The organism is Streptomyces sp. R11, from assembly GCF_041051905.1.
Lineage (GTDB): Bacteria > Actinomycetota > Actinomycetes > Streptomycetales > Streptomycetaceae > Streptomyces.
The window spans coordinates 8,062,382-8,083,566 of sequence record NZ_CP163432.1 but is presented as its reverse complement, the minus strand read 5'-3'; the positions used below and the strand labels follow the sequence as shown (position 1 = coordinate 8,083,566).

General features: G+C 71.2%; 23 protein-coding genes, 1 pseudogene and 1 riboswitch. Of the genes and pseudogenes, 3 read left to right on the top strand and 21 right to left on the bottom strand.

The annotated features are described in order from the left end of the window. Window positions 1-11: 11 nt before the first annotated feature. The 12 genes from AB5J55_RS37495 to AB5J55_RS37440 form a co-directional block, all read right to left on the bottom strand. Complete coding sequence (locus AB5J55_RS37495) at window positions 12-1,136, bottom strand: LLM class flavin-dependent oxidoreductase (RefSeq protein ID WP_369274885.1); 1,125 nt, start codon at window positions 1,134-1,136, stop codon at window positions 12-14. Further along, complete coding sequence (locus AB5J55_RS37490; RefSeq protein WP_369274884.1) at window positions 1,129-2,220, bottom strand: LLM class flavin-dependent oxidoreductase; 1,092 nt, start codon at window positions 2,218-2,220, stop codon at window positions 1,129-1,131. Before AB5J55_RS37490 ends, AB5J55_RS37495 begins: the two co-directional genes overlap by 8 nt. Continuing rightward, complete coding sequence (locus AB5J55_RS37485; protein WP_369274883.1) at window positions 2,217-3,602, bottom strand: NtaA/DmoA family FMN-dependent monooxygenase; 1,386 nt, start codon at window positions 3,600-3,602, stop codon at window positions 2,217-2,219. The genes AB5J55_RS37490 and AB5J55_RS37485 overlap by 4 nt, the downstream gene beginning before the upstream one ends. A 19-nt stretch (window positions 3,603-3,621) precedes the next feature. After that, window positions 3,622-4,824: an LLM class flavin-dependent oxidoreductase gene (locus AB5J55_RS37480; RefSeq protein ID WP_369274882.1), complete on the bottom strand. Its 1,203-nt coding sequence runs from the start codon at window positions 4,822-4,824 to the stop codon at window positions 3,622-3,624. Between the two features lie 79 nt (window positions 4,825-4,903). Further along, the gene (locus AB5J55_RS37475) at window positions 4,904-4,981 is read right to left on the bottom strand and encodes a putative leader peptide (RefSeq protein WP_338117315.1); all 78 of its coding nucleotides are present in this window, start codon (window positions 4,979-4,981) and stop codon (window positions 4,904-4,906) included. Between the two features lie 100 nt (window positions 4,982-5,081). Further along, window positions 5,082-6,104, bottom strand: coding sequence for an ABC transporter substrate-binding protein (locus AB5J55_RS37470; RefSeq protein WP_369274881.1), 1,023 nt, complete (start codon window positions 6,102-6,104; stop codon window positions 5,082-5,084). 76 nt (window positions 6,105-6,180) lie between these two features. After that, window positions 6,181-6,966, bottom strand: a complete 786-nt coding sequence (locus tag AB5J55_RS37465) for an amino acid ABC transporter ATP-binding protein (RefSeq protein ID WP_369274880.1) — start codon at window positions 6,964-6,966, stop codon at window positions 6,181-6,183. After that, a complete protein-coding gene (locus AB5J55_RS37460) occupies window positions 6,963-7,946 on the bottom strand; it encodes an amino acid ABC transporter permease (RefSeq protein ID WP_369274879.1) in 984 nt (327 codons plus the stop codon). Before AB5J55_RS37460 ends, AB5J55_RS37465 begins: the two co-directional genes overlap by 4 nt. A gap of 182 nt (window positions 7,947-8,128) precedes the next feature. Then, window positions 8,129-8,278, bottom strand: coding sequence for a hypothetical protein (locus AB5J55_RS37455; protein ID WP_187284659.1), 150 nt, complete (start codon window positions 8,276-8,278; stop codon window positions 8,129-8,131). 32 nt (window positions 8,279-8,310) lie between these two features. Next, window positions 8,311-8,418, bottom strand: a riboswitch (SAM riboswitch). A 67-nt stretch (window positions 8,419-8,485) separates the two neighbouring features. Next, window positions 8,486-9,382 (bottom strand): glutathione S-transferase C-terminal domain-containing protein, encoded by an 897-nt coding sequence (locus AB5J55_RS37450; protein ID WP_369274878.1) that lies wholly within the window; start codon window positions 9,380-9,382, stop codon window positions 8,486-8,488. Between the two features lie 68 nt (window positions 9,383-9,450). Further along, a complete protein-coding gene (locus tag AB5J55_RS37445; protein ID WP_328877807.1) occupies window positions 9,451-9,549 on the bottom strand; it encodes a putative leader peptide in 99 nt (32 codons plus the stop codon). 91 nt (window positions 9,550-9,640) lie between these two features. Further along, window positions 9,641-10,258 (bottom strand): BBE domain-containing protein, encoded by a 618-nt coding sequence (locus tag AB5J55_RS37440; protein ID WP_369274877.1) that lies wholly within the window; start codon window positions 10,256-10,258, stop codon window positions 9,641-9,643. Window positions 10,259-10,386: 128 nt separating this feature from the next. On the opposite strand from AB5J55_RS37440, the gene AB5J55_RS37435 reads away from it, so the two are divergent. Then, a complete protein-coding gene (locus AB5J55_RS37435) occupies window positions 10,387-10,527 on the top strand; it encodes a hypothetical protein (RefSeq protein ID WP_369274876.1) in 141 nt (46 codons plus the stop codon). A gap of 179 nt (window positions 10,528-10,706) precedes the next feature. On the opposite strand, the pseudogene AB5J55_RS37430 reads toward AB5J55_RS37435, so the two are convergent. Beyond that, window positions 10,707-11,105 (bottom strand): annotated as a pseudogene (locus AB5J55_RS37430) (FAD-binding protein); the annotation flags it as partial. A gap of 312 nt (window positions 11,106-11,417) precedes the next feature. On the opposite strand from AB5J55_RS37430, the gene AB5J55_RS37425 reads away from it, so the two are divergent. After that, window positions 11,418-12,158, top strand: coding sequence for a class I SAM-dependent methyltransferase (locus AB5J55_RS37425; RefSeq protein ID WP_369274875.1), 741 nt, complete (start codon window positions 11,418-11,420; stop codon window positions 12,156-12,158). 71 nt (window positions 12,159-12,229) lie between these two features. Here AB5J55_RS37425 and AB5J55_RS37420 read toward each other — a convergent pair whose 3' ends face one another. The 7 genes from AB5J55_RS37420 to AB5J55_RS37390 form a co-directional block, all read right to left on the bottom strand. Continuing rightward, window positions 12,230-12,688, bottom strand: a complete 459-nt coding sequence (locus tag AB5J55_RS37420; protein ID WP_062713929.1) for an Rrf2 family transcriptional regulator — start codon at window positions 12,686-12,688, stop codon at window positions 12,230-12,232. Window positions 12,689-12,740: 52 nt separating this feature from the next. Continuing rightward, complete coding sequence (locus tag AB5J55_RS37415; protein WP_369274874.1) at window positions 12,741-13,946, bottom strand: acyl-CoA dehydrogenase family protein; 1,206 nt, start codon at window positions 13,944-13,946, stop codon at window positions 12,741-12,743. Between the two features lie 150 nt (window positions 13,947-14,096). Beyond that, a complete protein-coding gene (locus AB5J55_RS37410; RefSeq protein WP_369274873.1) occupies window positions 14,097-15,248 on the bottom strand; it encodes an LLM class flavin-dependent oxidoreductase in 1,152 nt (383 codons plus the stop codon). A 42-nt stretch (window positions 15,249-15,290) separates the two neighbouring features. Continuing rightward, complete coding sequence (locus AB5J55_RS37405; protein WP_369274872.1) at window positions 15,291-16,487, bottom strand: SfnB family sulfur acquisition oxidoreductase; 1,197 nt, start codon at window positions 16,485-16,487, stop codon at window positions 15,291-15,293. Beyond that, the gene (gene ssuE, locus AB5J55_RS37400; RefSeq protein WP_328420702.1) at window positions 16,484-17,041 is read right to left on the bottom strand and encodes an NADPH-dependent FMN reductase; all 558 of its coding nucleotides are present in this window, start codon (window positions 17,039-17,041) and stop codon (window positions 16,484-16,486) included. The genes AB5J55_RS37405 and ssuE overlap by 4 nt, the downstream gene beginning before the upstream one ends. 64 nt (window positions 17,042-17,105) lie before the next feature. Continuing rightward, a complete protein-coding gene (sfnG, locus tag AB5J55_RS37395; protein WP_369274871.1) occupies window positions 17,106-18,233 on the bottom strand; it encodes a dimethylsulfone monooxygenase SfnG in 1,128 nt (375 codons plus the stop codon). A gap of 251 nt (window positions 18,234-18,484) precedes the next feature. Next, a complete protein-coding gene (locus AB5J55_RS37390) occupies window positions 18,485-18,565 on the bottom strand; it encodes a putative leader peptide (RefSeq protein ID WP_351078001.1) in 81 nt (26 codons plus the stop codon). A gap of 137 nt (window positions 18,566-18,702) precedes the next feature. On the opposite strand from AB5J55_RS37390, the gene AB5J55_RS37385 reads away from it, so the two are divergent. Beyond that, a complete protein-coding gene (locus AB5J55_RS37385; protein WP_369274870.1) occupies window positions 18,703-19,611 on the top strand; it encodes a LysR family transcriptional regulator in 909 nt (302 codons plus the stop codon). A gap of 55 nt (window positions 19,612-19,666) precedes the next feature. On the opposite strand, the gene AB5J55_RS37380 is transcribed toward AB5J55_RS37385, so the two are convergent. After that, complete coding sequence (locus tag AB5J55_RS37380; protein ID WP_369274869.1) at window positions 19,667-20,956, bottom strand: sulfite oxidase; 1,290 nt, start codon at window positions 20,954-20,956, stop codon at window positions 19,667-19,669. Window positions 20,957-21,185 lie beyond the last annotated feature (229 nt).

Here is a 21,185-nt window from a genome sequence, read left to right as displayed (position 1 = left end):
GGCCTGCAGTTTCACCTGCGACTCCACTCCCGCGCCAGCAGTTCGTACGACCGCACCCGGTCAGCGTGGTCGTGCGTGATCGTCGTGATCAGCAACTCGTCGGCCCCGGTGGCCTCCTGAAGCTGCGCCAGTTGGTCGGCCACCCGGCCCGCCGACCCCACGAACTGTGTGTCGACGCGGTCCTGGACCAGCGCCCGGTCCTCGTCGGACCAGGCGTGGGCACGGGCCTCCTCGGGGGTCGGGTACTCGATGGCGCCCTCGGCGGTGCGGATGCTGCGGACCCAGGGGCCGTAGCCCGCCGCGAGTTCGCGGGCCGTCGAGTCGTCCTCGGCGACCACGACGTCGGCCGAGACGCTGACGTAGGGCTTGTCGAGGAACTCGGAGGGCTGGAAGCAGGCGCGGTAGCCGTCCACCGCCTCCAGGACGGAGGCCGGGCTGACGTGGTAGTTCGCGGCGAAGCGCAGGCCGCGGGCGCCTGCGGCCTCGGCGCTCTGGCCGCCGCTGCTGCCCAGGATCCACACCTCGACGTCGGCGCCCTCGCCCGGCACCGCGTGTGCCTCGATGCCCTCCGGGGAGCGGTAGGTGCCGGCCAGCAGCGCGAGGATGTCGTCGATCTGCTCGGCGTAGTCCTGCGACTCGGCGCCCGGCAGCAGGAGCAGTTTGCGCTGCAGGGTGATGCGGGGCGAGCCGAGGAGGTGCTCGAAGGAGAAGCGGGACGGGATCAGCAGGCCGTTGGGGGCGCGGCCGTCGACGACCGGGGTCGCCGTCGCGGTCGTCGCCTTCTCCCCCGGTGGGCGGCCGCCCGAGCGGCCGAGGCCCAGGTCGAGGCGGCCGGGGTGCAGGGCGTCGATCAGGCCGAACTCCTCGACCGTGGACAGCGCGGTCCGGTGGCCGAGCTGTACGGCCCCGGAGCCGAGGCGGATGGTGGAGGTGGCCGCGGCGGTCAGGGCCAGGGCGACCGCGGGGGACGTACCGGCCACGCCGGGGTTGAGGTGGTGTTCGGCGAACCAGTAGCGGGCGTAGCCGAGGCGTTCGGTCTGCCGGGCGAGGTCGATGGAGTTGCGCAGGGCGTCCGCTGCCGTCGAGCCGGAGGAGATCGGTATCAGGTCCAGGACGCCGAGGGGGATGTCAGACATGGACTCGCTCCTGCGCTGTCGGTGCTGCCGGAAGCACCGGGCCCCATGCGAAGGGCGGGTCCGGGATTTCCTTGCGAAGTAGGGGTGCCACCGCCGACTGGAACAGCTCCAGGGAGTCGCGGTGCTGGGTGTCGGCGAGGCCGCTCGCGTCCGCCTGGACGTGGACCGCCGTGTGGCCGAACTGCTCGTGGTAGCGGTGCACCTTGTCGATGACCTGCTGCGGGCTGCCGATCAGGGCGGAGCTGCGCTCGACGAAGTCCTCCAGCGTCTCGAACACCACGGGCAGTCCCGCCTGCCGGTGGAAGGCCAGGTTGGCCTCGAAGACCGGCCGGTAGGCGGCCATGGCCTGCTGGGAGGTGGGGGCCACGTGGATGCCCGCCGTGCCGGCCCCGATCGCTATGTCGGCCGGGTCGTGGCCGTAGTGCTCCCAGCGTTCGCGGTAGTGGCGGATCAAGTCGGCGTACGGCTCGATGGGGTTGGTGACGTTCGCGGAGAACAGCGGGTCGCCGTAGCGGGCGGCCAGGTCGACCGACTCCTTGCTGGTGGCGCTGCCGTGCCAGACCCGCACGGGCTGCTGGTAGGGACGCGGCCATACCTCGGCGTCCGTCAGCGGCGGGCGGAAGCGGGTCGCCGCGGTCACCTTGTCCTGGCGCCAGATCCGCCGGAAGACCTCGTAGCTCTCGGCGTTGCGGTCCCACTGGTCCTCGGGTGTGACGTGGAACAGGTCGCGCTGGGCCGCGCCGTTGCCCTTGCCGATGATCAGGTCCAGCCGGCCCTCGGAGAGGTGGTCGAGGGTGGCGTAGTCCTCGTAGGCGCGCACCGGGTCGAGCAGGCTGAGCGTCGTCACGGCCGTGAAGAGCCGTATCCGCTTCGTCAGGGCTGCGACGTGACTGAGGACGACCGTCGGGGACGAGGAGATGAACGGCCGCTCGTGCCGCTCCCCCACGCCGAAGCCGTCGAAGCCCAACTCCTCGGCGAGCAGGGCGTTGTCGAGGACCTCGCGGAATCGCTCGTGCGTCGGCTTCTTCACCCCGGTGACCGGATCCGGGCGGTGCACGATCAGGGTGATCGCGATGAACTTCACGACGCGAGCCGCTCGTCGCGGGGTTCGTCGCGGCGCCCGTCGGGGTGCGCCAGGCCGAGGTGTTCGCGCAGGGTCGTGCCTTCGTACTCCGTGCGGAACACGCCCTGTTCCTGAAGCAGCGGGACGACCTTGTCGGCGAACTCGTCGAGGCCGGCCGGGGTGATGTGCGGGACGAGGATGAAGCCGTCGCTCGCGTCGGCCTGGACGAAGTCGTTGACGGTCCTGGCGATGGTGGCCGGGGAGCCGACGAAGTTCTGCCGGTTGCCGGTGTTGATGACCAGGTCGCGGATGGACCACTTGTTGGCCTCGGCCAGCTCGCGCCACTCGCGGGCGGTGGCCAGCGGGTCGCGGTACATGCGGACCTGGGCGCGGCCCTTGGAGATGTGGTCGCCGCCGACGTCCGGGTCGATGTCGGGGAGGGGCCCTTCCGGGTCGTACGAGGACAGGTCCCGGTTCCAGACGAACTCCAGGTGCTTGAGGGCGGTGGCCCCGCTGACCTGTCGGCGGCGCACCTCGCGGGCGAGCTCCTCGGCCTCGGCGTCCGTGTCGGCGAGGGCGAAGGTCGCGGCGGGCAGGATGAGCAGCTGGTCCGGGCTGCGGCCGTACTTGGCCAGGCGGGACTTCACGTCCGCGTAGAAGGCCCGGCCGCCCTCCAGGGTGCCGTGCCGGCTGAAGATGGCGTCCGCTTCCGCGGCGGCGAACTCGCGGCCCTCCTCGGAGTCGCCGGCCTGGAAGATGACCGGGCGGCCCTGGGGCGAGCGCGGGACGTTGAACTGTCCGTGGATGTCGAAGTGCTGCCCGGTGTGGACGAAAGCGCCGGCCTTGGCGTCCCGCAGGAACGTGCCGGTCTCCTTGTCGGCGAGGATCTCGTCGCCGTGCCAGGAGTCGAAGAGCTCGTTCGCCGTGGCGAGGAACTCCTTGGCGCGGGAGTAGCGCTCGTCCTGCGGGAGGAAGCCGCCGCGACGGAAGTTCTCGCCGGTGAAGGCGTCCCAGGAGGTGACGACGTTCCAGGCGGAGCGGCCGCCGGAGAGGTGGTCGAGGCCGGCGAACTGGCGGGCGACCTCGTAGGGCTCGTTGAAGGTGGAGTTGATGGTGCCGGTCAGGCCGATGTGCTCGGTGACGGCGGCGAGCGCAGCGAGGATCGTGAAGGTGTCGGGGCGGCCGACGACGTCCAGGTCGTAGATCTTCCCGCCCTGTTCACGGAGCCTGAGTCCCTCGGCGAGGAACAGGAAGTCGAACTTGGCGCGTTCGGCGGTCCGGGCGAAGTGGGCGAAGGAGCTGAACTCGATGTGGCTGCCGGCCTGCGGGTCGCTCCACACGGTGGTGTTGTTGACGCCGGGGAAGTGGGCGGCCAGGTGGATCTGCTTCAGCGGCTTGGTCATGGCTGCGGTTCCTTCCGGCTCAGGCGGCTGCGTAGCGGTTGGCGGGGCGGGCCAGACCGAGCAGGCCGCGCAGGGTGGCGGCCTCGTAGGCACGGCGGAAGGCGCCCCGGCGCTGGAGTTCGGGGACGAGTGCTCGGGTGATCCCCGGCAGGTCGTGGCCGACGACGGCGGGGCGCAGCCGGAAGCCGGACAGGCCGGCGCCGTGCAACTCCTGCAACAGATCGGCGAGTTGGGAGGGAGTGCCGGTGAAGGTCAGGGCGTCACTCGTGTACGGCTGTCCCGCGAGCGCGTCCAGCCGTTCCCGGCGTGCCCTCGCGGCGTCCGGGTCGTCGTCGAGGAAGACCACGATGTCTCCGAAGATGTGCAGCGGCTCGGCGGCCCGACCGGCAGCGTCCTGCTCGGTGCGGATCCTGGCGACGATCGCGCGGGCCTCGTCGGCGTCGTGCGGGGTGACGTAGCCGACGTCGGCGGCGCGGGCCACGAGCCGGTACGGGACGGTGTCGTGAGCGAGGGCGCTGACGATCGGCTGCCCCTGCGGCGGGCGGGGTGTGATGGAGGGGCCCCTGACGCTGAAGCGCCGGCCCTCGAAGTCGATGTAGTGGAGCTTGTCGCGGTCGATGAAGCGCCCGGTGGCGGCGTCCCGGATCTCGGCGTCGTCCTCCCAGCTGTCCCAGAGGCGGCGCACCACCTCCACGTGGTCGGCGGCCTCGTCGAAGAGGTCGGTCACGACCTCCTGCGCGGCCGGACTGTCGTAGGCCTCGATGCGCGGGACGGTGCGGCGGCCGAAGTGCGCGGCCTCGTTCGGGCGGGCGGTGATCTGCACGCGCAGACCGGCGCGCCCGGCGCTGACGTAGTCGAGGGTGGCGATCGCCTTGGAGATGTGGAACGGCTCCGTGTGAGTGGCGACGACCGTCGGCACCAGACCGATGCGGCTGGTCAGCGGGGCCACGCGGGAGGCGATGAGGACGGCGTCGAGGCGGCCGCGAACCTGGTCGGTGCGCTCGTCCGGGTCCAGGAAATGGGAGGACTGGAGACCGAGGCCGTCCTCGATGGTCACGAAGTCGAGCAGTCCGCGCTCGGCCTCGGTGACCAGGTCGGTCCAGTACCCGGCGGTGAACAAGGCCCGGGGGCGGGCCGCCGGCTCGCGCCAGGAGGCGGGATGCCAGCCGGTTCCGTCCAGGGCGACGGCGAGATGCAGGGAGGGAGAGGGTGTTGAGGACACGAGTCGGTGCCTTCCTGGAAGTCCGTGACAAGAACGCCGACGCCTCACGCAGGGGTGGGCTCGGCGGTGGAGGAACGGGTCAGGAGCAACAGAGCGCGCCGGCCACGCGCTGGAGGTCGATGTGGGGCCGGGAGTGGAGGTGGACGGCGTGGAACATGGGCGTCACGTCCGCCACCTCCGTCCTCCGGGTCGCGCGCTTTCGCGCCTCGCACATCTCGGCATGAGTCACAACGCGCCGACCTCGGCGGGTGTTCCCGTCAGGAGTTGTCCAACGGCAGACCGGGCGGGTTGACCTCCGACTTGGCCACGGCCTCGCCCGAGAGGTTCCAGGCGGCGAGCCACTTGGCGTACTGGCCGTTGTCGATCAGGTGGTTGATCGCGTCGGCGAGGGGCTGGGCGAGGCCGCTGTCCTTCTTGGCGGTCGCGGCGATCAGGCCCTGGAGCGTCGCCCCGGCGCCGGAGAACTGGCCGGCGATCCTCGTCGGGGCGGGCGTGCTCTTGGTCTGGGTGACGTGGTAGGAGAGGTTGGGGCTGGGGCCGAAGTAGGCGTCGATCTTGCCGCTGCCCAGGGCCAGGTAGGTGCTGTTGTTGTCCTGGAAGTACTTGACGGTCAGCTTCTTGCCCTCCTTCTCCAGCCTGTCCTTCCACTCCAGCAGGATGCGCTCCTGGTTGGTGCCGGCGCCGACGGACACGGTCTTGCCGGCGAGGGCCTTGTAGTCGCCGTCGAAACTGAACTTCGAGTCCTTGAGCGCCTCGAAGGCGAGGTCGTCCTTGCGGTAGGAGGCGAACTCGTACTTCTGCTTGCGCTCCTCGGTGTCGGTGATGTTCGAGAAGCCGACGTTCACCTTGCCGCTGTCGATGCCGACGAAGAGGTTCTCCCAGGTGAACCGCTTGACCTCGGGCTCAAGGCCGAGGACGGCGGCGACCAGCCGGGCGAGGTCGATCTCGGAGCCGGTGAGGGTCTTCTGGTCGCTGCCCACGAAGCCCAGCGGCGGGGCGCCGGAGGGCAGAGTGCCGGAGCCGATGACTAGCTTGCCGCTCTTTCTGAGGGCGTCGGGCAGCTTCGCGCTGATGGACTTCACCTCGGACACCTTCAGGGTGGTCTCCTTGGCGGCGCCGTTGGAGAGCTGTCCGACGGTGACAGTGCCCGCGCTGTCATTCGTCCTGGTGGCGGCATCGCTGTCACCGCCGCAGGCGGCGAGCCCGGTGGCGAGGGTGGCGACGGCGGTCGCCGCGGTGATGCCGCGTATCAGGCTGCGTCGGGAGATGTGGCTGGGCATGGCCGTCCTTGGTGTTCGAGAGGGTGGTGAGCGTGGGGCGGTGACACGTGGGGGGAGTTCGTGGGGAGCGGTGGGCTCAGAGGACCCTGCTGAGGAAGTCCCTGGTCCGCTCGTGGCGCGGCTTGTCGAGGACCTCGGAGGGCGGGCCCTGCTCGACGATCCTGCCGCCGTCGATGAAGACGACCCGGTCGGCGATCTCGCGGGCGAAGCCGATCTCGTGGGTGACGATGACGAGGGTGGTGCCGCTGGTCGCCAAGTCCTTGATGACGGAGAGGACTTCGCCGACGAGCTCCGGGTCGAGGGCGGAGGTCGGCTCGTCGAAGAGGATGACGCCCGGGCGCAGGGCGAGTGCGCGGGCGATGGCCACGCGCTGCTGCTGTCCCCCCGACAACTGCCGCGGATAGGCGGCGGCCTTGTCGGCCAGGCCGACCCGCCCGAGGAGGTCGCGGGCGAGTTCCAGTGCCGCGGTCTTGGCGAGCTTGCCGGTGGCCACGGGGGCGGCGGCCACGTTGTCGAGGACCGTCAGATGCGGGAAGAGGTTGAAGTTCTGGAAGACGAAGCCGATCCTGCTGCGCTGCGTCAGGATGGCCCGCTCGCTCAGCTCCTTCAGCCGTTCGCCCTGCCTGCGTACGCCGATCAGTTCGCCGTTGAGGCTGACGTGGCCGATCTCGGGCTTCTCCAGGTGGTTGATGACCCTGAGCAGGGTGGACTTGCCGGAGCCGGACGGGCCGATGATCACGGTGACCTCGCCGGGCCGCACGGCCAGGTCGACGCCGTTCAGCACCCGGTGGGCGCCGTACCACTTGTGCACGTCGTGCACCTCCACGGTGGCGGGCGCGTTGTCGAGGGTCTCGGCGGTCATACGGCGGCCTCCCTGCGGATGCGGGCCCTCAGGTCGGTGACCCCGGTCCGCAGCTTCTGCAACGGGGTCGGCGGCAGGGAGCGCGTGGCGCCCCGGGCGTAGTACCGCTCGACGTAGAACTGGACGACGGAGACGACGCTGGTGAGGATCAGGTACCAGACGGTGGCGACCATCAGCAGCGGCACGATGTCGCCGGGGTAGGTGGAGCCCATGGACTGCGCGGAGCCGAACAGGTCGAGCAGGGAGACGTAGAAGACCAGCGAGGTGCCCTTGATCAGGCCGATGAGCTGGTTGACGTAGTTCGGAACGATGGAGCGCAGCGCCTGCGGGAACACGACCCTGCGGAACTGGTAGCCCTTCGGCAGGCCGAGTGCGGCGGACGCCTCGTGCTGGCCCTGGTCGACGGAGAGGATGCCGCCGCGGACGACCTCGGCGGCGTACGCGGACTCGTGCAGGCTGATGCCGACGACCGCGATGACCATGTCGGTGGCGAGCTTGGACTCGTCGAAGGAGAAGAAGGCGGGACCGAAGGGGATGCCCACGCTCAGCGTCTTGTACAGGGCGCTGAAGTTGTAGAGGAACAGCAGCACCACGATCAGCGGCACTGAGCGGAACGCCCAGACGTAGACCCAGCTGACCGCGCGCAGCACCGGGCTCCTCGACAGCCGGGCCAGCGCCAGCAGGATGCCACCGAGGAGGCCCAACACCGCGCTGTAGGCGGTGACTTCGAGGGTGATCAGGAGTCCGTCGAGGATGGTGGGCCGCAGGAACCAGTAGCCGAAGCGGTCCCATTGGTAGAAGGGGTTGGTCACCAGGCCGTGCACGAACTGGGCCGCCAGGACCAGGACCACCGCGGTGGCGATCCAGCGGCCGGGCCGCCTCAGCGGCAGCACGCGCTGGGCCGCGAGCTGTTCCGGCGGGGCGTCGGCGGGCGGCGGTGCCTCGGCGAGGGAGACGACGGCGCCTGGGGGTTCACTCATGAAGGGCTCCGGCAGGAGTCGGAAGTCCCCGGAACACGACGCACGGCGCGGCGACGACAGCCGCACTGCGGCTGGCGGCTCGTCAGGACGCGGGAGGGCGCACGGTCACCGGGGGTGGGCGGACGACAGCACACCGCCGAGGCGGTGTTCGTCAGGGAGTGCGGGGCAGCGGACGGGAGAAGTCAGCCACGGCTGCGGGCACAGCCCGGTGCGGTACACAGTGCGCTGTTGACGCGGAGCAGATCGACGGCCCGGTCGGCGACGAACAGGGTCGCGTACGCCAGGGCGCGGCTCTGGGGGCGGCGTACGGCCGTCCTGGGAGCTGCGTCCATGGCGTCACTCACTCTTCCGGCCCCCCGTGGGGCCTTCGCGCTTACCGAAGTCATCCGGTCCGGTCGTCACCTGGGGCACCCCACCGCGATGCGAGGGTTGCCGGTCAGCCAGCCAGGGCTCGTCGCTGACGCTCATGACCGTTCTGGGCCGTAAGTTAAGACAGTTGCCCGAACGGATGTCAACGCCGGTCCATTGTGCGGACCGGCTCACGGCCGCTCGACCTGCGCTCGTGCCCCGGTTCCGGCTGCCGCGTGGGCCGCCCAGTCCAGGATCTGGACGGCTGCTCCGGCGTCCTCCAGGCCTCGGCAACGGGCGTGGTGGCGCCGGGAGATGGCGTCGAGGTCGAGATGCGCACCGAAGGCCGGGTGCGCGGCGAGCCGGCGGGCGTAGGCCCACAGGGTGGCGTGCGCGGCGACGCGCTGCACCGCGGCGGCGTCCAGGTGATGCCGGTGGACGGTGTCGAGTTGGACGAGGGTGACCCACAACTCCACGTCGGCGGCGGTGATCTGATCACGAATCAGGTACTCGCGACCGTCCAGCCACCGGTCCAGCGAGCCCAGCGCACGCAGCAGTGTCCCGAGCGCCTCGTCCCGCTCGGCGCGCTCCGCGCCGGCCGCCCCCGCGGCCTGTGCGGCCTCCTCGATGTCCTGCGCACACATCCGCTCGACTGCCTCGATCTCCGACTCCGCGCCGCACGGGTACAACTCCAGGCGACAGCCGCCGAAGCGCCGGGCGAGGTCGCGGGTGATGTCGGGGGCGTGCGTGCTCACGATGCGCCCGGACCAGTCGTCGCTGAGGACCGGCGCGAGGGCCGGTCCCGCGTACCGGTGGACGCTGGCGTCGTACAGCGGACGCAGCGCTGCGTGCCCGCCGTCGGCGCAGTCGGGGATCGCGGGCAGGAAGGTCGCCGGGCAGACGTCGTCGAGGGCCAGCAGGCTGTGGGCGACCGCGATGCGCAGGCCGTCCGCACAGGCGGTCGTCAGGTGGAGGCGGTAGCGGCGCGGCACGGCGTAGTGGCCACTGCGCTCGTCCCGGCCGATCCGGCCGCGGAAGGCGGGAGCGGTCGGCGCGGACGGATGGGCGGCCAGCGGTGTGACGGACATGACTCTCCCCGGGGCAGGCGTGTGGACGTACACGTACGGAAGCGACGTGGAGGCTCGGCTCCAGGGGGTCAGATCGCGCTGCAGACGCGGAGCAGATCGATGTGACGGCGGGATGTGAGAAGGGGCGTACGGCTCACTCGACCGGTGACCGACTCAGGACGCCCCATGCTTCCCTACCAATTCACTAGGAAACTTGATTGGAGTGTCGGCTCCTCCGCGGCCGACGTCAAGAGGGTGTCCGAGGATCGAGCAGTCACTTCATGCCGCGCGTACGGAAAGGGCGTGGTGGAAGACGTTACGGGGGTCCCACTTCGCCTTGACGCGCTGGAGCCGACGGTAGTTGTCGCCGAAGTACAGGGCGTGCCAGGGGGCGCCCGTGTTCAGGGCGGGGTCCGCCAGGTCGGTGTCCGGGTAGTTGATGAAAGCGCCGTCGGCAGCCGCGGGGGCTCCGCCGGTGTCGGCGTACAAGTCCTCGTAGAGCTCGGGCAGCCAGCCGATGTGCCGGGCGTCGTCCCGGGGGTCCTCCCATCCGTTGACGTAGAACATCTTGATGATCGCGTCGCGGTGAGGGGTCGCCGTCGCGTCGGGGGCCACGGCGTTGACCTTGCCGCCGTGGGTGTGGAGGCTCACGCTGCCGGCCGGGTGGTCGTAGTCCGAGCGGGTGAGGTGGTGGTGCAAGGCGTCGATCTGCCGGTCGGAGAGGCGACGGCGCAGATAGCCGGACTTGACCTTCAGCCGGTAGAGGGGGGCCGGGGTCGCCCGGCGAGCCGGCCAGGGCGGCTGCCAACCAGGCCTGGTTCCGGACCGTGCGGACGGGCTGGACCGGCACGCCCCGGTTGATCGCGGCGAGGTGCTCGTCCAGCATCCGCTGGGCACCGGAGTCCGCTGCCACCTGGCCGATCATGAAGACCGGCCCCGACGGGCGACGGGTGAGCGCGAGTTCACTGTAGAGGGCGACGAACGGCGAGTCGGGGGCGCTGTGCTTCTCGGCCCACTGTCCGTGGTTGCGGACCAGCCGGGCGAAGGACGTCCTGTCCAGCTTCTGCCAGTCCCAGGAGACCGAGAAGCTCAGCACACCCGGCGGCGGCGCAGGCAGCAGGCCGGACGGGTCGTCGCCGGCGGCGCCGGGGGTACGGAACCAGTAGCGGGTGACGATGCCGAAGGTGCCGGGCCCGCCACCGGTGTGGGCCCACCACAAGTCCCGGTGGGGATCGGAGGGTTCGCGGGTGGCCACCACGGCGCGCGCCCTGCCCCGCCGGTCCACGACGACCACCTCGACCGCGTACAGATGGTCGACGGACAGGCCCATCAGCCGCGACAGCGGACCGTAGCCACCGCCGGGGATGTGGCCGCCGACACCGACGTCGGCGCACCAGCCGGCCGGGATCGTCACTCCCCAGCCCAGATACAGCCGCCGGTACACCTCGCCCAGCAGGGCACCGGCCTCGACCGCGAAGGCCCGGCGGCCCGGGTCGTAGGAGACGCCCGTCGTGGCGGACATGCCGACGACCACCTCCACGGCCGGGTCGGCGACGAAGTTCTCGAAGCCGTGGCCGCCGCTGCGGACCGTGATCCGGCGGCCGTTGTCGGCCGCCTGCTGCACGGCCCGTACGACGTGCGCGGTCGTACCGACCACCCAGACGTGCTCCGGCTCGCCCACGAACCGCCGGTTGTAGCCCTGGGACGCCAGCGACCGGTACCGCGGATCACCGTGCCCGACCATGGCCGGTCCGGGCGGCGCGGGACAGGACGTCCCGTCCGCAGCCGCGACCGCCTCCGCGACCGTCCCGGGCGCAACGACCCCCGCCGTCGTGGCGACCAGGCCGCCGCGCAGCACGTTCCTCCTGCTCATTGCCCCCATGACCGCTCCCCCTGATCCCTTGGCTGACTTCCTCCTGCCACGAAGCTAGGCGGAGAAGGTGCCGATCGCAGTCGTCCCAGCCCCCGGTTCACGGTGGTGCCGGCGCCCCGATCGCGCGACCGCCGACGGCAAATTCACGTGCCTCGCCCCGGCGGACGGCAGTACGGTCCCGATGTGATCGATGACGACGGCTACTTCGGAGAGAACATCGCGGCCACCTACGACACGTCAGCGGCGGACATGTTCCGCCCCGACGTGGTGGGCCCCGCGGTCGACGTACTGGCCGAACTCGCCGGCGACGGCCTGGCGCTCGAACTCGGCGTCGGCACCGGCCGGATCGCGCTGCCGCTGGCCGGCCGCGGGGTCCCGGTGCACGGCATCGACCTGTCCCGCGCCATGGTGGACCGGCTGCGCGCGAAGCCCGGCGGTGACGCCGTCGAGGTGACGATCGGGGACTTCGCGACGACGCGGGTGGCGGGCGAGTTCGCGCTCGCCTACCTCGTGTTCAACACGATCGACAATCTGACGACCCAGGACGCCCAGGTCGAGTGCTTCCGCAACGCCGCAGCCCATCTGCGGCCGGGTGGCTGCTTCGTGGTCGAGGTGGGCGTGCCCGATCTGCGCCGGCTGCCGCCCGGGCAGAGCGCCGTACCGTTCCACATCAGCGACACCCAGTGGGCGTTCGACACCTACGACGTCGCCACCCAGGCGATGACCTCCAACTACGTCACCATCGTGGACGGCCGCGCCGAGCACTGGTCCATCCCGTTCCGGTACGTCTGGCCGGCCGAGCTGGACCTGATGGCCCGGCTCGCCGGTCTGCGGCTGCGCGACCGGTGGGAGAACTGGACGCGCGAGCCGTTCACGAGCGAGAGCGGCAAGCACGTGTCGGTATGGGAGAAGCCGGCTCACTGATGCGGGCGCCACTGGAGCGCCTGGAACTGTGGATGAGGAGTGAAGAGGGTCGACGAGCTGTGAGACGCCGGTCAGGGATTCGTCCACGCCTCGGGGTCGTCCGCGAGGCTCAGGACGTCGTCGGGCAGCTTGGCCGCGGCCACATGGGCCAGGGTGACCTCGCCGAGGATCTTGCGGACGTTCGCGCGTACGGCGATCCACAGCGGCAGCAAGGACTCCGCGGGGCCGATGTAGGAGAGGTCGGGCGGGCGTACGCCGCGCACCGAGACCAGGGGGCCGTCCGCCACGCGGATCACGTCCGCGATGGGGATCGAGTCGGCCGGACGGGCGAGCCGGTAGCCGCCCTTGCCGCCGCGCTGGCTGACCACGAGGCCGCCCCGGCGCAGGTCGCCGAGGATGCCCTCCAGGAACTTGTGCGGGATCCCCTGCGCCTCGGCGATCGCCTCGGCCTTGAGCGAGGTGTCGTCACCGGCCGCGGCCAGCTCCAACGCCGCCCGCACCGCATAGTCCGCCCTCGCCGAGATCCGCATGCTGAGATTATCCATCACTGCGGTGCCCGTCCCCACCGGCCGACCCGTCGGGTCAGGCGGGAAGGCTGAACGGCGGATGCGCGCCGTTGAGGAAGTAGTCCCCGACCTCGCGCAGTCTGTGCGCGATCGGCTCACGCAGGGTGTGCGTGCGGGTGTCACGCCAGAAGCGATCCAGGCCGTGCCGGGCGAAGGCCGCGGGCGCGCCGACGGCGTCCAGGGCGCGGGTGGTGATCTCCTGCGCGGCCCGGGAGGCGGCGGCCTCGGCCGCGCTCGCGAGCACGGCGATCTCCGCGCACTCCTCGTCGTCGAGGTCCTCGCCCCGCGCCAGGCCGCGGTTCAGGGCGTCCACCGCCTGGTCGGCGAGGGCCGAGGCGGCACGTGCGCCGACGGCGAGTTCACCGAACGCGGTCAGCACGTACGGGTCCTGCGGCGGGTGGCCCGGCCAGGGTTGCGGGGAGAACGGCTGCCAGGGGGAGCGCACCGCGCGTCCGTGCTCGCGGACTTCGCCGAGCAGCCCCTCGGCGACCCCGAGGCAGAAGTGGGCGGAGACCAGCCGAGCGGTCGGCGCGGCGAGGCCGGCGAACGGTGACAGGGCGCCCTCGTCGGAGGAGAGGGAACCGAGGACGTCGTCGGCCGCCACCGGCACGGCGTCGAACCCCACATCGCCGGCCGCTGCCAGCCGCCGGCCGAAGGTGTCGCCGCCGCTGCCGCTGACGAGGCCCGGGTGGGCGGGGTCGACCAGGACGGCGAGGGGCTCGCCGATGCCGGGCACGGCGGCGCGGACGACCAGCCGGTCGGCGACGCCGACGCCGGAGCCGTACCGCTGATGGCCGTCCAGCAGATAGCCGTTGGCCGTGGGGGTCAGCATGAGCGGCGGTTCCTGCGAGGCGATACCGCCGCCCCAGTGCCACTCCCCCGCCGTGAACGCACGCTCGATCCGCGCGGCACGGTCGGGGCCGGCGAAGAACCGGGCGCAGAAGGACAGGAAGTAGTGGCTGCCCAGCAGGTGGCCGATGGCCCCGTCGGCCGCGGCGATGGTCCGGACGACGGTGTAGGCGGTGCGCCAGTCTGCACCGCCTCCGCCGTGTTCGGCCGGTACGAGCACGGTGAGCAGGCCCGCTTCACGCAGCCGGGCGACCTCGTCGAGGGGTGGCTTGCCGGCCTGCTCGCGCTCGACCGCGTCCGTGGCGAGGTCGTCCGCCAACTCGCGGGCCGTGTGCATCCAGTCGGCACACCTCGTTCCTGTTTCGGTTGTCATGGCGGACTTCCTTCATGGCCGAAGAGAACGCGGTGTCTGGCTGCCCGGACGGCCGGGTCAGCGTCATCCTCACTCGCTCCACCGACCAGGGTCAACACTTCCCTAGTAATTCGATAGGAAATCTAGGGAATACATGTCCCCGATGGCCGATTACCGATCGGCGAAGGGGATCTGAGCCTCGGGACGAGCCGTCGTCGCACTGCGGAACGGATGGGTCCACAGCCCCTGTGCCTCCAGCCGGGGCAGCACGCCCTCGCCGAACCAGTACGCCTCCTCCAGGTGCGGATAGCCGGAGAGCACGAACTCGTCGATGCCCAGCCGGTGATACTCGGCGATCCGCTCGGCGACCTCGTCGTGACTGCCGACGAGCGCGGTGCCCGCTCCGCCGCGCACCAGCCCGATCCCGGCCCACAGGTTCGGGTAGATCTCCACTTCATCGCTGCTGCCACCGTGCAGGGCCAGCATGCGCTGCTGCCCCTCGGACTCGCTGCGGGCCAGCCCGGCCTGTACGGTCCGCACGGTCTCCGCGTCGAAGCCGGCCAGCAGCCGCCGGGCCTCCGCCCACGCCTGCTCGGCGGTGTCCCGGGTGATGACGTGCAGGCGGGTGCCGAAGCGGACGCTGCGGCCCTCCTTCTCGGCCAGCGCCCGGATCCGGGCGATCTTCTCGGCGACGGCGGCCGGCGGCTCTCCCCAGGTGAGGTAGACGTCGACGTGCCGGGCGGCGATCTCCCCGGCGATCGGTGAGGAGCCGCCGAAGTACACCTCCGGGACCGGGTCGGGCACCCGGGCCAGCCTCGCGTCCTCGACCTGGAGGTGCTCGCCGACCAGGTCGACGGTCTTTCCCTCCCACAACTCCCGTACGATCTGCAGGAATTCACCGGTACGGCGATACCGGTCGTCCTTGTCGAGGAAGTCGCCGTAGGCGCGCTGCTCGTGGCTCTCCCCGCCCGTGACGACGTTCAGCAGGAGCCGTCCGCCGGACTGCCGCTGGAAGGTGGCCGCCATCTGCGCCGCGAGGGTCGGCGACACCGAGCCGGGCCGGAAGGCGACCAGGAACTTCAGGCGCTCGGTGTGCTGGCTGACCATGGCGGTGGTGAGCCAGGCGTCCTCGCACCAGGCGCCGGTGGGGGTCAGCGCGCCGATGAAGCCCAGGTCCTCTGCGGCGCGGGCGATCTGGCTGAGGTAGGCGACCGTGGGCGGCCGGTCGCGGCCGGACGCCGTCGCGGGGGTGCCGTGACCGCCGCCGACGACATGGCGGCTGTCGCCGTTGGTGGGCAGGAACCAGTGGAAGGTGAGTGACACGTGGGGGCTCCGATCGGGAAGGTGGTTGAGGGGGAGCGGTCGTCACAACAGGCCGTGTCGGGGCGGCCTGGTGCCGTTCAGCACGTAGCGGCCGATGTGCTGGACCTTCCAGCGGGCCGGGTCGTGCAGGGTGTGGGTGCGGGCGTCGCGCCAGTGGCGGTGCAGGCCCAGGGAGTCGAGCGCGGAGCGGGTGCCGGCCACCTCGAACAGGGCGCTGCCGGTCTCCACGGCCGCCTCCGCCGCCGTCACCTTGGCGGCGGCCACGGCGATCGAGGCCTCGGCGGCCGACTCGTCGGTCAGGTCGGCGCGGGCGGCGTCCACGGACCGCGCCGCGGTGGCGAGCAGCGCGTCGGCGGCCCGTACCCGGATCGCCAGTTCGCCGAAGCGCTGGATCAGCAGCGGATCCTCGGCGGCGGTGGCGTGGCCTTGCTCGACGCTCTCGAACCAGGGGCGGCTCTTGGTGCGGACGAACTCCACGGCCTCGGCAAGCGCTCCGGAGGCGATTCCCGCGTCGATGGCGGCGTGCAACAACTGGGCCACGGCGCCGTGGAGTTGGGGCCCCCGGAAGGTGAGGTGGTGCGGCACCACCCGGTCGGCGGGTACGGGCACCGACTCCAGGCGGACCGATCCGCTGGCCGTGGTGCGCTGGCCCATACCGTCCCAGTCGTCCACGACGGTGAGGCCGGGTGCGTCCCGCGGCACGTACGCCACATGCAGGTTGTCGTCGTCGGCGCGGGCGAGGACGGGTATCCAGTCGGCGAACAGGGCGCCGGTCGAGTAGTGCTTGACGCCGTCGAGGACGTAGGACCCGTCCGGGCGACGCCTGAGCCGCGTACGGATGTCCTGGACATGACTGGTGCCCGCCTCGGACTGGGCGTTGCCGAACCGCTTGCCCGCCAGCACCTCGCCGAACAGGAACTCCTGCTGCACCCGTGTCCCCTGCCGGCGCAGCACGCCCACGTACACGAAGTGGCTCTGCGGGATCTGCGCGAGGCTGGCGTCGGCCGAGGCGAGCAGCCGGAAGACCTCGGCGAGGGTCTCCGTACGGACGTCCGCGCCGCCGAACTCCGCCGGCACCGTCACACCCAGCAGCCCGGAGGCGGACAGCCGCTCCAGTTCCGCGCGCGGCAGGCGGCGTCGCGCGTCCCGTTCGGCAGCGTCCTTGCGGAAGTCCGCGGCCAGTTCGGCGGCGACGCCCAGGGCCTCGGCGTCGCCGGCGATCACGGTCGCGGCGGTCATCCGGTGGCCGCCAGCACCGTCGGGCGGCCACCGAGGGCGAGTGAGAACTGGTCGGTGACCTGGGCCAGGGCCTCGGCGGCGCCGGGTGCGACGGTCAGGGTGCCGTCGTCGGCCACGGTGATCTCCTTGTCGAGCGTGAACCAGCCCGGCGTGATGTGGGCCGGGCCCATGGAGTTCAGGACCGGCCGCAGGGCGTAGTCGATGGCCAGGACGTGGGCGGTGGTGCCGCCGGTGGCCAGCGGAAGGACCGTCTTGCCCGCCAGCGCGTACTGCGGCAGCAGGTCGAGCAGCGCCTTCAGCAGGCCGGAGTAGGCGGCCTTGTAGACGGGGGTGCCGATCACGATGCCGTCCGCCCGCTCGAAGAGGGCGGTGGCCTCGACGATCGCCGGGTGCCGGAACTGGGCGTGCAGCAGGGCCTCGGGCGGGAGCGTGCGGACGTCGAGCGGGATCACGTCGTGCCCCTGGGCGATCAGCCGGTCATCCAGGTGGCGCAGCAGGCGGGCGGTGCGGGAGGTGGCGGAGGGACTGCCGGAGACGGAGAGGATGGTGGCCATGGGGAGGACCTTTCGGGAGAGGTACCGGGTGGGCTGCGGCGGTGCGCCGATGAGGACGGGAGGGTCAGGCGTGGGCGCCGACGGGCGCCGACTCGGCTTCCTGGGCCTCCAGTTCGCGTACGAGCGGCAGCACCCGCTTGCCGAAGTACTCGACCTCCTCCAGGTAGTGCAGGAAGCCGAGGAGGAAGAGGTCGACGCCGAGCCGCTTGTAGGCGACGATCCGCTCGGCGATCTGCTCGGGCGTGCCGATCAGGCCCGTGCGGAAGCCGTCGTTGTACTGGACGAGGTCCTCGAAGCTGGAGTCCTGCCACATGCCCTTGCCGTCAGCGGTGGACGGACCGGCCTGCTGGACGGCGTCGCGGAAGCCGTGGACGGCCTCGGTGTTGGCCTTGGCGACGATCTCGCGGAGCGTCTCGCGGGCCTCGGCCTCGGTGTCACGGGCGATGAGGAAGCCGTTGAGGCCGAACTTCGGTGCGCTGCGGCCCGCTCGGGCGGCGGAGGCGCGGACGTCGTTGATCTGCTCGGTGACGCCGTCGAAGTCCTTGCCGTTGCTGAAGTACCAGTCGGAGACGCGGCCTGCCATGGCACGGGCGGCGCTGGAGTTGCCGCCCTGGAAGATCTCCGGGTGCGGCCGCTCGGAGGTGTTGAGCGGCTTGGGCTTGAGGGAGAAGTCGCGTACCCGGTAGAAGTCCCCGGCGAGTTCGGCGTGGTCCTCGGTCCAGATCTTGCGCAGCGCGCTGATGAACTCCTCGGCGCGCCGGTAGCGCTCGTCGTGCTCGAGCCAGGGTTCGCCGAGAGCGGTGAACTCGCCCTTGAACCAGCCGCTGACGACGTTGACGGCGAAGCGGCCGTTCGACAGGTGGTCGGCGGTGGCGCCGAGCTTGGCGAGGACGCCGGGGTGCCACAGGCCGGGGTGGACGGCGGCGATGACCTTCAGGCGCTGGGTGGCGAGGAGCAGGGCGAGGCTGAAGCTGGTCGACTCGTGCTGGAACTCGGCGCCGTAGCTGGCCATGTAGCGGACCTGGCTGAGGGCGTAGTCGAAGCCGTTGTTCTCGGCGAGGACGGCGAGTTCGCGGTTGTAGTCGTAGCCCCAGTCGGTGCGCTGCTCGATGGTGCTGGTGACCAGGCCGCCGCTGACGTTGGGCACCCAGTAGGCGAAGCGGAGGGGGTCGGATCCGGGCGGTACGGGCATGGGGAACTCCTGGCATGACTGCGCACGCGGAAAGAGCGCGTGCGTGACAGGGAAACGTGTTCGGTGATCGGGAATCAGCGATCGAGATCACTGACCGGTATGGGTGATCGGGATCAGTGATCGGGATCGGTGACCGGGATTCAGGCGTGCGGAATCGCCGTCCCGGGGAAAGCCGAAATCGGCACGGAAATCGGCCGGCAGTGAAATGTGCGAAGAGAGCGGCGCGAGTGCGAGGGTTTCCCTCGGTGCGCTCAGACCCGACAGCGACAGCAGGAGCTGGAGACACGCGCGAGGTCGACATGGCGTCGCCGCGTGAGGTCCTGTCGCTTCATGCCATCGATCAAAGCAGCGGTGACTCCGGGAGGTCAAGAATGCCCGGTTGGGATTCCACATGCTGAGAGTCGGTATTCACGAGGTTGTGACAGGGTTTCCCTTGAACGCGGCGCGCGGTCCGGGTCACGCTCCTGGCGTGCGTATCGAACAGCTCGAATACATCGCCGCCGTCACGCGATTGGGTTCGCTGCGGCGCGCCGCCGAGGAACTCCATCTGTCGCAGCCGGCGCTCAGCGAGACCGTGCGCAATCTGGAGCGTGAGCTCGGCGTGGACCTGCTGGAGCGCAAGCGGTCCGGTGCGAAGGTCAGCGACGAGGGACGGGAGCTGCTGCCGCACATCATGAGCGTGCTGGACGCGGTCGACCGCCTGCGCGGCGCGGCCGGCGACCAGCACCGCATCAGCCGTATGGTCCGGCTCGGCACCGTCAACACGGCCACCGTCCCCCTGGTCATCCCGACGGTGCGGGAGTTCCGGGCCTCGCACCCGGCCACCCAGGTCGAACTGGTCGGCGCACAGCAGTCCGAGATCCAACGCGGACTGCTGGAGGGTGCGTTCGATCTGGGGCTGGTGAACTACCTCGGGGGCGACGACATGCCGCCCGGCTTCGACACCACGGAGCTGCTGCGCGGCCGGCCGGTGGTGTGCGTGCGGCCGGACAGTCCGCTGGCCGCCCTGGAGGCGGTGGACGCGGACAGCCTGCTCGCCGAACCGCTGGTGGTGATGCGGTCCGGCTATGTCATGCACCGCTTCGTGCACCGGCTGCTCGGCGGTCGTACGCCGTCCTTCTCGTACTCCACCGACGGCGCCGAGATGGGCAAGCTGATGGTCGCCGAGGGACTGGGAGCGACCGTGCTGCCCGACTTCAGTGTCATCGGGGACCCGCTGGAACGGCGGGGCGCGATCACCGTACGGCCGCTCGCCGGCGACGCGACCGACGTGCTGCTGGTCCTGCAGAGCCGCCCGTCCGGCCCGGTTCCCCGGGCCGTCCGCGATCTGCGCGAGCTGTTCGTGCGCAACGCGCGGGCGCACAGCGCCCCTTCCTAGTGCGCCGGTGCGCAATGCGCCCCGGCATGAAGCGGCCCCTCGTGCAGCGGTCCGATCAGATCACGGTCACCGGATGCCGGACCACCGCGTCGAACAGATAGCCCTGGGTGTTGGGCACGGCGACGTCCGGCTGGCGGCGACCGGCCGTGTCAGTGGCCCGGGCCAGGAGGTGGGTGGCACCGGTCGTCTCGGGCTTCCAGCTGACGGACCAGCGGGTCCAGGTGTCGGCTCGGGGCCGGTCGTGCAGCCGGGCCGCGCGCCAGCTCGCGCCGCCGTCGGTGCTGACATCGACCCGGGCGACGGCGCCCGCGCCCGACCAGGAGCGACCGTGCAGCACCTGTCCCCGTCCCACCGGGAAGGTCGCGCCGCTCGCCAGCTCGAAGGCGCTCTTGATGGTCTGCCGGGTCAGCGGCGCGCTGCCCTCCTGCGGGTGGGCGGGGCCGAACAGCCGGTAGAAGGTGGTGTTCCACGGCGAGAACAGCGGCTGCGCGGACACCTCGATGTCGCCGACCCACTTGATCGACGCGATCCCCACCCACGAGGGCACCAGCACCCGCACCGGATACCCGTGGTCGTACGGCAACGGCTCGCCGTTCATCTCGTAGGCGAGCAGGACGTCGTCCAGCGCCTTGGCCAGGGGCAGCGGCCGACGCACCCGGCCGAGGCTCTCGCCACCGCTGACGTACTCGGCGTCCAGCCCGCGCGGCTGCAGGTCCACGGCATACGGGGACAGCCCGGCCTTGCGCAGTACGTCGGCGAGTCGCACCCCGCGCCAACGTGCCACACCGACCGCGCCCAGCGTCCACGAGGTTCCGGTGACCGTTTCCTGCTGCTGGGTGGTGTAGTAGCTGCGGCCGTTTCCGGCGCACTCGACGAACGCGGTGCGGGTGACGGCGGGCAGGGCGCGCAGGTCGTCGTACCCGAACTCGACCGGACGGCCCTCGGAGGGCTTGCCGCGCAGCCCGTCACCCCAGAGTCTCAGCCGCCAGTCGGCCGCATCCAGCACGGGTGTCGCTGTGTGGTTGCGTACGAAGAACAGCTCGTTGGGGGTGTGGTGGCCCGTTCCGCGCAGCGCCTCCCAGCGGGTCTCGGCGTTGGTCCCGCGCTGGATGAACCACTCGGCCGGCACCGGTTTGACGATCGAGGTGTCGGCTGCGTGCGCGGGACGCGGCGCTGGCAGCGCGGTCGCGGCCGCCGTGGCGGCGAGCAGGGTGAGCAGCCGGCGGCGGCTGACCCCGTCCGCCCGGGCATCGCCGGCGAGCCACTGGCGCAGCCTGCGGCGGTCGTAGGCAGTCTCGTCGACACGGGACGCGGGACGGGGTGAGGGCACAGGGGATGCGGGCATGACGGGTCCTCGTCATCGATGGTCAGGCCGGACGGTGAGACCGGGAGTGAGGGTGCAGCGGCAGCCCAAGTCAGACTGCCAGGGTTAACGACACCAGTGCGTACGGGTGTTGTAGGTGTGGCCGGGAAGCGTGTGTCAGCCGGGGAGCCGACACAGGGCGGGGGCCACGCGGACGGGATCCACGGCACGGCGGCGCGTCAGAGGCTCCAGCGGTGGCATGGCGCGCTGC